The sequence below is a fragment of the Leyella stercorea genome (assembly GCF_021531355.1).
In the GTDB taxonomy this organism is placed as follows: Bacteria; Bacteroidota; Bacteroidia; order Bacteroidales; family Bacteroidaceae; genus Prevotella.
Genome location: NZ_JADYTS010000078.1, coordinates 1 through 13,036, shown reverse-complemented (window position 1 = coordinate 13,036; position 13,036 = coordinate 1). Strand labels below are relative to the sequence as shown.

The 13,036-nt window shown below is 45.7% G+C and carries 8 protein-coding genes; 7 read left to right on the top strand and 1 reads right to left on the bottom strand.

Features of this window, described 5'->3' with window-relative positions; all coding sequences use genetic code 11:
• The first annotated feature begins 91 nt into the window (after positions 1–91).
• The 6 genes from I6E38_RS12625 to I6E38_RS12600 all read left to right on the top strand — a co-directional run bounded on the left by I6E38_RS12625 (position 92) and on the right by I6E38_RS12600 (position 8,825).
• Positions 92–571 carry a GAF domain-containing protein gene (locus I6E38_RS12625; RefSeq protein ID WP_235394328.1) on the top strand — a complete coding sequence of 160 codons (480 nt, stop codon included), beginning with the start codon at positions 92–94 and terminating at the stop codon, positions 569–571.
• Positions 572–593: 22 nt separating this feature from the next.
• On the top strand, positions 594–1,160 hold the full coding sequence (locus tag I6E38_RS12620; RefSeq protein ID WP_235394327.1) for an RNA polymerase sigma-70 factor: 567 nt from the start codon (positions 594–596) through the stop codon (positions 1,158–1,160).
• A 53-nt stretch (positions 1,161–1,213) separates the two neighbouring features.
• Positions 1,214–2,146, top strand: a complete 933-nt coding sequence (locus I6E38_RS12615; protein ID WP_235394326.1) for a FecR family protein — start codon at positions 1,214–1,216, stop codon at positions 2,144–2,146.
• Between the two features lie 34 nt (positions 2,147–2,180).
• Positions 2,181–5,528, top strand: coding sequence for a TonB-dependent receptor (locus I6E38_RS12610; protein ID WP_407936661.1), 3,348 nt, complete (start codon positions 2,181–2,183; stop codon positions 5,526–5,528).
• A 6-nt stretch (positions 5,529–5,534) separates the two neighbouring features.
• The gene (locus I6E38_RS12605) at positions 5,535–7,184 is read left to right on the top strand and encodes a RagB/SusD family nutrient uptake outer membrane protein (RefSeq protein WP_235394325.1); all 1,650 of its coding nucleotides are present in this window, start codon (positions 5,535–5,537) and stop codon (positions 7,182–7,184) included.
• Positions 7,185–7,271: 87 nt separating this feature from the next.
• On the top strand, positions 7,272–8,825 hold the full coding sequence (locus tag I6E38_RS12600) for a sulfatase family protein (protein ID WP_235394324.1): 1,554 nt from the start codon (positions 7,272–7,274) through the stop codon (positions 8,823–8,825).
• Positions 8,826–8,889: 64 nt separating this feature from the next.
• Here I6E38_RS12600 and I6E38_RS12595 read toward each other — a convergent pair whose 3' ends face one another.
• Positions 8,890–10,533, bottom strand: coding sequence for a Na+/H+ antiporter NhaC family protein (locus tag I6E38_RS12595; RefSeq protein WP_235394323.1), 1,644 nt, complete (start codon positions 10,531–10,533; stop codon positions 8,890–8,892).
• Positions 10,534–10,691: 158 nt separating this feature from the next.
• Between I6E38_RS12595 and I6E38_RS12590 the strand changes: the two genes are divergently transcribed.
• Positions 10,692–12,860, top strand: coding sequence for an alpha-N-acetylglucosaminidase (locus I6E38_RS12590; RefSeq protein ID WP_235394322.1), 2,169 nt, complete (start codon positions 10,692–10,694; stop codon positions 12,858–12,860).
• The last annotated feature ends 176 nt before the right edge of the window (positions 12,861–13,036 follow it).

Genomic DNA, 13,036 nt, shown 5'->3' with positions numbered 1-13,036 from the left:
TTGCACACGCTATACATTATTATTTAGCAGTGTTCTTTGGCTTGTTTACATTATTTTATTAATTTTGTCGCTAAATCAAAACGATTAAACTATGGATAAACAATCAAGATACCGTGAACTTCTCTCGCAGATAGAAGTCTTCGCAAATGCTGACGACAATCCAATCAGCGTATTGTCGAATTGTGCGGCAGTGATGAAAGTAGTCTTCCCAAAGGAATATTTCTGGGTCGGATTTTATATTGTAGATGATGACGAACTGATACTCGGTCCGTTCCAGGGCACTCCTGCATGTACGAGGATAAAGTTCGGACGCGGTGTTTGTGGCACTGCATGGAAGGAATGTCGCAGTCTTGTTGTAGAGGATGTGGAAGCTTTTCCTGGACATATAGCGTGTTCGTCGCTCTCAAGATCAGAGATTGTAGTACCATTATTTTCTGACGGAATAGTGGTAGGCGAGATAGACATCGACAGCACCGAACTTGCTACATTCGACAATGTAGACAGAGAATATCTCGAAAAGGCAGCAGAGATGATTGCTACGTTTATGGCAAAGCTTGCAAAAGTAGATTAAGTTTTATTAAAGTAATATAGTTATGGATAAGTTCACAAATAATACATTCCTTATGTCAGCCCTTGCCGATGGCAATGAGATGGCATTTGACGCATTGTTTGTGGAGTATTATCCCAAGGTATTACAGTTTGTAATGCGTTTTTGTCGTGAGAAGAGTGAGGCTGAGAACATAGTTCAGGATCTTTTTATGGAACTATGGATTAAGCGTGAACGTTTTTTGAAGATAGAAAATCTCGACAATTATCTTTTCATTTCTGCTCGTAATGCTGCCATACATTGTGTGAAGCAGTCGCTTGTGTATTGTGATGATGAGTCGGCATGTGACATTCAAGGCAATGATGTGACGGGTGATATGAAGTTGTGCTACGAGGAACTTTATGATATAATAATGAGCGAGATAGACTCTATGCCCGAGCAGCGTCGCCGTGTGTTTGTTATGAGTCGTGTAGATGGACTGAGCAATGCTGAGATTGCTGAGCGTCTTGGCATAAGCAAGCGTACTGTAGAGACGCATATATCTGCTGCACTTGCCCACTTGCGTAAGATTTTGCCGTTACTTGCAATATTAACATTGATTAACTATAAGTAGCTACGTGTGGTTGCCGGTTTTTTACTCTTATTAGTAGAAAACCATAAACAGCTATGCAACCAAATAGTACTAAATATACAGAATCAACACCAAAGGACGATGCACTGCGTCGCTTGTGGAATCAAGATGTATCAGACATATCAGAGAGTGAGATGTCGGATGCTCTTGCCATCTTCCGCAATCGCCGTACGGCATACAATCGTGCAAAGCGTCGCAAGGTGCGTGTGCTAAGCATAATGAAGTATGCTGCACTATTCATTGCGCCTATAATCACTGCTTTTGTTGCTTGGAATTATTCGGCAGAATATCATGTACAGGAAACGGAGTTGACACAATTTTATGTTCCAGAAGGGAAGATAGACAGTCTGATACTCTCGGACAATACTTGTGTAAAGCTTGATGCAGGTACGTCAATAATATATCCGGCAAGTTTTAGTAATCGCACGCACAACCGTAATGTGTATGTCAACGGTAAGTGTCATTTTGCTGTGACTAAAGACCGTATGCATCCATTTGTGGTGAATATGGGTAGTCTGAAGGTTAAGGTGATTGGAACTCATTTCACCGTAGACTCTTACAACGAAGATGATAATATCATTGTGACACTTGAGGAAGGATTGGTTAAGGTGTTTGACAATAAACAATCAATGACACTAAAGCCCAATGAGCAGGTAGTTTACAATCGTAGGAATGGCACTATGCACAAGAATACCGTTGATGCTATGGCTTACGGTGCGTGGGTAGGAGGAAATGTTGATTTTGCATCGCAGCCTCTTTCGGTGATCGTCAAGACCTTGGAACGTAAGTATGATGTATCAATAACAGTGGCACCAGAAGTCAATTTGGGTAAGCGTTATACTATGAACTTCAAACGAGAAGAATCAGTAGACCGAGTAATGAAAGTTTTGTCAATGATATCTGGCAATATAGCATACAAAATAGATGGCCGTAATATACGGCTCTATTTAAAAAATACCACCAAATAGTTACACCTAAATATTAATATAAACTAACAAAACAATGAAGACCTTATTGAACAAGAAGACAGCAGCCGCACTTGCACTCTGTCTGTCGATGTCGGTGAGCACATTCGGACAAAGTCAGGTGATTCATCTGACTCAGAACAAGGCTACGGTATCGTCAATTATCAAGGCTATTGAGAAGCAGACCCAAATGTCGGTTGATTTCTCACAGAACACTATCAATCTTAACAAGACAGTGTCGTTGAAGTCGAAGTCGGAAACGCTTGGCGAGTTGATGAATCAAATCTTGAAGGGTAATGGCAACCTTACCTACAAGATTGTGGACCGTCACATCATTATTGTTAAAGCTGGACATAATGGAGCGCAGCCAGAACAATCAGTACGCCAAGGTGTAGGCAAAACTAAAATAACGGGCCGTGTGCTTGACAATAATGGCGAACCCATCATAGGTGCATCTGTTGTTGAGCAGGGAACAAAGAATGGTACAGTTACGGATATAGATGGAAATTTCGTGCTGAATAGCAGTAAGGAAAATCCAACGCTTGATATTTCTTATATTGGTTTCCTTTCTCAACAGGTTAAGGCTCGTAGTGGTGCAACTACAAATGTAACAATGAAGGAAAATGCACAGAGTCTTGAAGAACTTGTAGTTGTGGGCTATGGTTCACAGAAAAAGGTTAACGTTATTGGATCTATCGCTACTGTCGATTCTAAATCGCTTGAAGCCCGTTCTGCAAGTGATGTCAGCAATATGCTTACTGGTCAGATGTCTGGTGTAACCATCACACAGACGAGCGGTAATCCAGGTCAGGACGGTGGTACAATCCGTGTGCGTGGTGTAGGTTCTTTTGGTGCTACCCCAAGTCCACTTGTGCTGGTTGATGGTATGCCAGGTTCATTGAGTGACCTAAGCCCGGACGAAATCGAAAATATCTCAGTTCTTAAGGATGCTTCTTCTGCAGCCATCTACGGTTCGCGTGCAGCCAATGGTGTTGTGCTCGTTACAACTAAGCGTGGTAAGGAAGGTCGCACAAAGGTTTCTTACAATGGTTCGGTAGGTTTCAGCAAGGCTGCTGAACTACCTGAAATGGCACACTCTTATGACTATGCAAAGTTCTACAACATGGCTATCGGCACTGACACATATACTGCTGAGGATATCCAGAAGTATAAGGATGGTTCTGATCCCGATAACTATGCAGACGAGAACTATCTTGAGAAGTTGTTTGGTGGACACTCGTTCCTAACAAAGCATACTCTCAATGTAAATGGTGGCAACGACCGCATACAGTATATGGCTACTGCTGGATACCTTCGTCACGACGGTTTACTTAAGAATAACTATTATAATAAGTACAACGTACGTCTCAATCTCAATGCTAAGATAACTAAGGGTTTATCCATGGGTATACGCCTTAATGGTATGGCAAGCGACCGTCATGAGCCTTCTACTCCTGGACAGCTCGATTCAGCAGGATATGCAGGTATCATGCTTGCTGCTCTGCGCTACCCGGGATTGCTACCTTCATATATGTCTGATGGCTCCAATGGCAATGGCCTGAAAGGCAGCGGTACGCCTGTGGCTTGGGTAGAGAAGTGTGCATCATTCTATCGTCAGGACTTCGACAAGTTCGGTGGTAACCTAGATCTTACTTATAAGCCGATCAAGGGTCTTACCCTTAAAGGTATTGGTGGCTACAATTACTCTTTGCAGCACGTTAGAAACTATCGCAGTGAGTTTGTTACAACAAGTGGTCGAAATAATGGTCCGTCGTCGCTTTCGGACGACATGTATCGCACCGTGTACAAGACATTCCAGGCAACTGCCGACTATAACACCGTCATCGCCAAGAAGCACGCTATCGATGTGCTCGTTGGCTATACTTGGGAGGATGAGAATCAGCGCTCTGTAGGCGGTTATCGCCAGAATTTCCCGTCGAACGACGTGCCATACCTTACAGCGGGCGGCGCCGATGGACAGACCAACTTTGGCGGTGGATACGACTGGGCAATACAGTCTATTTTCGGACGTCTAACCTACAACTACGACGAGCGCTACCTTTTTGAGGCAACAATGCGTTATGATGGCTCGTCACGATTCCCGACAGACTCTAAGTATGGTTTCTTCCCATCGGCAGCCTTGGGTTGGCGTGTAAGCGAGGAGAAGTTCTGGAAGAACTCTTCTGTAGCCAAGTGGTTCACCAATCTCAAGATAAAAGCTTCTACCGGTGTACTTGGTAATAACAACATTGGTAACTATCCGTATCAGTCAGTTTATACACTAGGCAGTAATCAGAACTATGTATTTGGTGGTGTATACACAACTGGTGCGTCTATCACTACATACGTAGATCCGAACCTCAAGTGGGAGAAGACACGCACATCGGATATAGGTATTGAGACCGGATTTTTCCAGAATCGCCTTACACTTAACGCAACATACTTCTACCGTAAGACTACTGACGTGCTTTATAAGCCATCAGCAAGTTACTCTTCTATATTCGGTCTTAATGTATCACAGGTCAATACAGGTGCTGTAGAGAACAAGGGCTTTGAGTTTGAGGTAGGCTACCGCGACAAGGTTGGTGGATTCAACTACTGGGTAAATGGCAACTTCTCTATCATCAAGAACAAGGTACTAACACTTGGTATGGGTAATGTTACACAAGCTAATGGTATGGTAGGTAACGGTAGTGACCTCTTTATTGGCTATCCAATGCAGATGTACTATGGCTACAAGACTGATGGAGTGTTCCTTACTGACGAGGAAGTTGGTGAGTGGTACGACCAGAGCGCTATTGCCAAGGGTTCGAAGGCTGGTGACATCCGCTACGTTGATCTCGATGGCGATAAGAAGGTTACACCTAAGGATATGACTTACCTTGGTTCTTCTATTCCAAAGTATACTTTCGGTTTAAGCTTTGGTGGCGACTATAAGGGATTTGACTTCAGCGTGCTCTTGCAGGGTGTAGCAGGTGTAAAGGGCCGCCTCAACGAGTGGGCAGGCTTCGCCTTCTTCCAGGAGGGCAACATACAGAAATGGCAGATGGAGGAATGCTGGAACATGAACCCAACAAATCGCTATCCTAAGTATCCACGCCTTGAGGTAATGTCTAACGCAGGCAGTAACAACACCTTGTTGTCCGACTATTGGATTCTTGATGCCTCATTCGTGAAGGTGCGCAACATACAGTTTGGCTACAAGTTGCCCAAGAACATCATCAGCAAGGCTGGTATCAGTAGCATGCGTGCATACATTTCTATGGACAACCCATTCTCATTCAAGGGCTATCGCAAGGGATGGGATCCTGAGAACACCAACAACCGCGGTTCTTACTATCCCGTTATGTCTTCGTACACATTCGGTCTAACTTTAGCTTTTTAACAAATTATGAAAACCAAATTATTATATATAGGCATCGCATTGGCATCAGCTTTATGCTTCAATTCTTGCGATCTGGAGCGCTCGCCGCTCACCGACTTGCCAGACAACAACTACTGGAGTGGATCTGACATCGAAAATAAGGCAAAACTGGCCCTTACACCACTCTATCGTGGTAATATTGCAAATGGAGTAGAATATAATCCAAGCGACTTCTGGTCGTATCACGGACTGCTTTTTACCGAGCATCTTACCGACAACGCTTTTGACCGACGTGGCGAGAACAATCCATTCTTCAAGATTACAAGTGGACAGTTGCTTAACAACAATGCCTTTGTAGGTAGATACTGGTCGTCGGCTTATGCACGCATAGGCAAGTGCAACCGTTTCCTTGAGGGTATCCAAAGTGGTAATAACTTTGCCCAGCGCAAGCGTATGATTGCAGAGGCACGCTTCCTAAGAGCAACACAGTATCACTATCTTGCCAGCTACTTCCATGATGTACCTCTTGTTACAACTGTGCTAACAGGCGAAGAGGCAAATAACGTGAAGAAGGAGACACAGGCAAACATTCTAGAATGGTGTGAAAAAGAATTTAAGGAAGCTGCTGTTGACCTGCCACGCTTTAAGGACCTGGGCTCGTCGGAGACTGGTCGCGCCTGCAAGCAGGCTGCTTTGGCTTTCCTTGGACGAACACTTATGTTGGACAAGAAGTGGAGCGAGGCTGCTGAGACCTATAAGGAGATAATAACTCTCGGAGATAACGACATTGAGCCTAATTACTCGGATCTATTCCTCCCAGGTTCGGGTGTTGGCAATAAGGAGAACATATTCTACATAAGCTACCTTGAGGGCTACTTTGGTTGCGGTTTGCCTCAGCATGGTCTGCCTGCAAAGGATGGCGGTTGGAGTTTGTCTAATCCGTCTGCTGGATTGTTTGAGGCTTACGAGTTCAACGATGGTACACCATTCAGCTACGATGACCCAAGATACGATCCAAACAACTTGGGTAAGAACCGAGATCCACGTCTAGACTATACCATTTTCTATAATGGTGCTATGTTCCGCGGTACTGAGTATCGCATGAGTCCAGACTACGAGGCTGGTAAGAAGGAGCGTCTTGATTACTCGTCGGAGGCTTCGCGCACAGGCTTCATGTGGCGTAAGTACTATACAGAGGACCCTATAGCTGACATCACAAGTTACTCGGCCGTTACTCCTATCATTCGCTATGCAGAGGTGTTGCTTAGCTACCTTGAGTGTATGATTGAGAGCAACCAGACCATCGATCAGGCTTTGCTTGATGCTACTATAAATAAGGTTCGCGGACGTGCTGATGTGCATATGCCTGCTATTACGGAGACTAATGTCGACAAGCTGCGTGAGATTGTACGCCACGAGCGTCGCGTTGAGTTGGCATATGAGGGTATACGTCTTTGGGATATATTCCGTTGGCAGATTGCTGACAAGGTACTTGTAGGCAAGATTTGGGGTGCTCCTTATCCTAATGCAGCGAAGTACTCTAGCAGCAAGGAAATAGATCCAACGGGCAAGTGCCGCTGGTATGTAGGCAAGCGCAGCTTCCGTGCTCCGCAAGACTACATATGGCCTGTTCCATTGTCAGAACAGAACATCAACCCAAACTTGAGAGAGGATTAAAAAAATGACTACAAATACGACAGGAGGCTTAACGCTTTAAGGTACAGCCTCCTGTCTGTTTATAACATCTAATAATAAACATTAAGTATGAAGAAATCATATTTGGCATTATCGCTTCTTGCACCGTTTGCTACTCAGATAGCTCATGCTGCAAAGAAAGCAAAGCCTAACACTGACCCTAATCGTCCTAACGTTATCATTATCCTAGCCGACGACCTTGGCTACGGCGACTTGGGATGCTATGGAGCAAAGAATGTGGAGACTCCTAACGTTGACCGTCTGGCGAGTCAGGGAATACGTTTTACTGATACTCATGCAATAGCCGCTACGAGTACTCCGTCGCGCTACTCTATTCTTACTGGTGAGTATGCTTGGCGTCGTCCTGGCACAGATGTGGCAGCAGGTAATGCTGGCATGATAATTCGTCCAGAGGACTATACAATGGCTGATATGTTCCGCAGTCAAGGCTACCGTACTTGCGCTATTGGCAAGTGGCACCTTGGTCTTGGCGACAAGGCAGGTACACAGGATTGGAACGCTCCGCTGCCGGCAGGTCTTGCCGACATAGGTTTCGACTATCACTATATAATGGCTGCAACTGCCGACCGTGTGCCTTGCGTTTTTATCGAGAATGGTAGCGTTGCCAATTGGGATGAGAACGCTCCTATTGAGGTAAGCTACAAACAGAACTTCCCTGGTGAGCCTACTGGCAAGCAGAATCCGGAACTTTGCTATAACATGAAGTCAAGTCATGGACACAACATGTCTATCGTCAATGGTATTGGTCGTATAGGTTATATGAAGGGTGGTGGCAAGGCTTTGTGGAAGGACGAGAACATTGCCGACTCTATTACATCGCATGCTATCGACTTTATCAAGGCTAACAAGAACAATCCGTTCTTCATGTACTTTGCTACAAACGACGTACATGTGCCTCGTTTCCCACATCAGCGTTTCCGCGGAAAGAGTAGCATGGGTGTGCGTGGTGATGCTATCGTACAGTTCGACTGGTCAGTAGGTCAGATTATGGAGACTCTCGACAAACTCGGCATTGCTGATAACACTATTATTCTTCTTACCAGTGACAACGGACCCGTTGTTGACGATGGCTATCAGGATCAGGCTGAGGAACTGTTGAATGGTCATAAGCCTTCAGGGCCGTGGCGTGGCAATAAGTACAGTGCCTTTGAGGGTGGTACATGTGTTCCGGCTATCGTAAGATGGCCTGCAAAGGTTAAAGCGGGTCAGACATCAAATGCTCTTGTTTCACAGATTGACTACATTCGTTCGTTCGCAAGTATGCTTGGCGCACGTATGCCGCAGGGTACGGCTCCTGATAGTGAAGACTGTATGTCAACATTGCTTGGTAAGGAAACTAAAAACCGCAAGTATGTTCTTGAGCTTGCCTCTAACCACGTGCTGTCTGTTCGTACGAAGCAGTGGAAGTATATCGAGCCAAACAATGGTCCGAAGATGATACAATGGGGACCGAAGGTTGAGACGGGTAATAATCCTATGCCACAGCTCTTCGATATTTCTGCAAGCGAATGGGAAAGCAACAACCTTGCTAACCAAAACCCACAGATAGTATACTCTATGCAGAATATTCTGCGTGATGAGCGTGCTAAGACTAAGAAATAAAAAACTGGAGGTGAAAGCCTAAAGTTTAAAATGATAAAGCAACAATAAAAAAGTCTGCGTTCAATTATTGACGCAGACTTTTTTTGTAACTAATTCTTTTCAGTATCCATAATGCTGAGAATATCATTGCTATGCCGAATATCCATGAAATAGCGGCACTTGCTATTACGCCTAATTGCTGTGTGAATCCTGCCACTACGAATGTCAGGAACGATACTGCGGCTACTGTCAGGGCGTATGGTAACTGCGACGACACGTGATGTACGTGCTTGCATTCTGCGCCAGCCGATGCCATAATGGTTGTGTCGGATATCGGTGAGATGTGGTCGCCGCAAACTGCACCTGCCATACATGCCGATATGGAAATGATGCGCAGCGGTGCTGCTGCCGGAAATACGGCTATGCATATAGGAATGAGTATACCGAATGTTCCCCATGATGTGCCTGTTGCAAAGGCAAGCAATGCTGCCACGATGAATATTATTGCCGGTAGCAGCATCTGGAGTCCTGAAGCACTACTTGCAACTACGCCCGAAACGTATTCGGCTGCACCAAGCGAGTCGGTCATGCTCTTTAGTGTCCATGCGAGTGTGAGTATCAGTACGGCAGGAACCATGGCTTCAAAACCCTTGATAAGGCAGCTCATGGCATTGTCGAACTTCAATGTGCGACGTGCAACAAACATTGTTATTGTAAGAATCAATGCTGCAAGCGAACCTATAACCAATCCTACTGAGGCGTTGCTTGCTGCAAAGGCATCTACGAAATTGTGATAGCAAGTGCTTGTTGTGTCGAAATATCCGCCTGAGTAAAGCATGCCAGCCATGCAGAAAACGATAAGCATCAGTATCGGCACTACAAGGTCTACGACCGAACCGTTGGTAGTTGCAGGTTTCTTGTTGTCTTGCTTGGCACCCACACCATGCTCTACAATATGCAGCTTGGTGTCAATCACCTCATCCACTTGTCCGCCTGTGCGCTCGTACCATTCCTGCAGGCGTGCGTCGTACTTGCTCATAGCTTTGAAGTCGAATCCTGACACTACAATCATAAACATGAAGATAATGGTGAAGAATGCGTAGAAGTTGAACGGTATAGCCTGACAGAACAACGCCAGTCCATTCTCTCCGCCCGACACAAATCCCGAGACGGCTGCAGCCCAACTTGATATGGGCGATATGATGCACACAGGTGCTGCTGTAGAGTCGATGAGATAGGCGAGCTTTTCTTTTGTCACACCATGGCGTACGGTTATAGGACGCATTACTGAGCCAACTGTCAGACAGTTGAAATAGTCGTCAATGAAGATGAGAATGCCGAGAATGATGGTGGCTATCTGTGCGCCTATCTTTGTCTTGATGTGTTTTGATGCCCAACGTCCGAAAGCAGCCGAGCCTCCAGCCTTGTTCATGAGCGATACGATTGAACCAAGCACAACAAGAAAAACGATAATACCCACGTTCCATGGATCTGACAGGCATGAAATGAGTCCGTATTGTTTGGCATCTGAACCAGTTCCTACTGTGTCGTTAAGCAGATGTGTCAAGAAACCTTCAAAGCCAGTGCCCATAGACATACTGTATAAAATAGCACCAAGCACAATGCCGATGAACAGCGATGAATATACCTCCTTGGTCTTCAATGCCAATGCAATGGCTACGACTGGAGGAAGAAGGGACCAGATTGTCCCAATAAAATTGAAGTCCATAATAAATTCTTATCTCATGATTTTTTCGGAGTGCAAAGGTAAGGCTTTTGCTGCAAAAAGTAAAACTAAAAAGTGTAATTGTATGAATAATCATTAGTTTTAAGTAACTTTGCATCATTGAATTACTTTTGAACTAATATTAATAAACCTCTATAACAATGACACCAAAACGAAACCTACTGATTGCTTTCATGTTTTTTATTGCATTGCAATTGTTTGCTGCTACCCCTATTGAGGGTTTGCTTGAACGTATTGATAAAGGTGCGTCGCGCAAGATTATGACTGAAACGGTGCGTTACGACTGTGATTTCTTTGAGATTACAAGCAAGAATGGCAAACCGCTTATCCGTGGAAACAACTACGTCAGCATAGCCTCGGGTATAAACTGGTATTTGAAGTATAGCGTGGGCGTACACCTTACATGGAACTCTATGCACGCTTCGTTGCCCGCTACGCTTCCGCTTGTGCAGGGGGTGGAGCGGCATGAGACAGACATCAAGCACCGCTATTATCTGAACTATTGTACGTTGTCTTACTCAATGGCGTTCTGGGACTGGAAGCGTTGGGAACAGGAACTCGACTGGATGGCTTTGCACGGCATTAACCTATGTCTCGACATCGTAGGCACAGATGTCGTTTGGCGTAATGTGCTGCTGAAGTTGGGCTATACTAAGGATGAGGCCAATCAGTTTATAGCAGGTCCGGCATTTCAGGCTTGGTGGCTTATGAACAACCTTGAGGGGTGGGGCGGACCCAACTCCGACAACTGGTATCAGCAGCGTGAGCGTCTTCAGAAGCAGATAATGAAGCGTATGAAGGAACTTGGCATCAACGCTTGTCTGCCTGGCTATTCGGGTATGGTGCCACATGATGCCAAGCAGCGACTTGGTCTTGACGTAGCCGACCCAGGCAAGTGGAACGACTATAAGCGTCCGGCATTTCTGCAGCCTACTTCAAAGCGTTTTGCTGAGATAGCCTCAATATATTATAAGGAGCAACATCGTCTTTACGGCAAGGCAGACTTCTATAGCATGGACCCCTTTCATGAGGGAGGTAATGCCGGAGGCGTAGACTTGCGTAAGGCTGGTGAGGCTATAATGGGAGCCATGAAGGCTGTCAATCCAAAAGCTGTCTGGGTGGTGCAGGCTTGGGGCGCATGTCCTTATCCCGCTATGATAAAGCATCTGAATAATGGCGACATGCTTGTGCTCGACCTCTATTCGGAGAACCGACCGCAATGGGGCGACCCTGAGTCGACATGGTATCGTAAGGAAGGATTCAACGGACATGATTGGGCTTTCTGCATGCTCTTGAACTTTGGTGGCAACGTAGGAATGTTCGGCAAGTTGCAACATGTTGTCGACGAGTACTATAAGGCACGTTGCAGTTCTTTCAACTCAACTATGAAGGGTGTCGGACTGACAATGGAGGGAATAGAAAACAATCCTGTGATGTACGAACTCGTGTCGGAGTTGCCGTGGCGCGATGCTAAGTTTTCATGGAAGGAGTGGCTTCATGATTATGTTGAGGCACGTTATGGCAACATCAATAATGCCAAGGTGCACGATGCTTGGTTGCTGCTTGCACGTTCGGTATATGGTGCTGGGGCAAAGATAGTAGAGCAGGGATGTCATGAGTCTGTGTTGTGTGCCCGTCCGGCATTGGATGTATATCAGGTGTCGTCGTGGTCGGAAATGGAAGAGTTCTATAATCCCGACGACGTTATACGTGCCGCACGGCTTATGGTTGAGGCTTCGCATGAAGTGAAGGCGAACGCCAACTTCCGTTACGACCTTGTTGACGTAACGCGTCAGGCGATAGCCGAGCAGGCACGCTATGTATATGATGAGATAGTGGCTGCATACAAGGCGAAGGACCGCAAGATGTTTGATTATACCACAAAGCGCTTCCTTGACATTCTGTTGCAGCAAGACCGTCTGCTCTCGTCGATGCCCGACTTTATGGTGGGAGGATGGATTCGTAGCGCAAGAAATCTTGGACAAAACGAACAAGAGCGCAATCATTACGAATGGAACGCCCGTGTACAGATAACTACATGGGGCAATCGTAGTGCAGCCGAACGTGGCGGACTGCGTGAGTATGCCCATAAGGAATGGAACGGTGTATTGGCTGACTTCTATTATCCGCGTTGGAAGGCTTACTTCGAGGCTCTTGCTGCCACACTTGACGGCAAGCCAATGAAGCAACTCGACTTCTATGCAATGGATGAGAAGTGGACGTTGCTCCACAATGTCTATCCGTATGAGGCGCAAGGCGATGCTGTGGAGTTTGCGCAGACTGCGTTTGAAAATGTATTTGGAAAGTAATATCTCCAGGCGGATAATTGTTTCTTCGGCAGAGAAATGTCAATTATACGGGCTGAACCAACGGTCACTGGCGCATAGCGAAAAAGGTAAAGCCCAATAAGCTCATAGCCCAAGGCAGCGCCTTGGGTGTACGGATTGAAAATAGCAAAACGCCCTGCAAGGGCAAAAGCATTGAT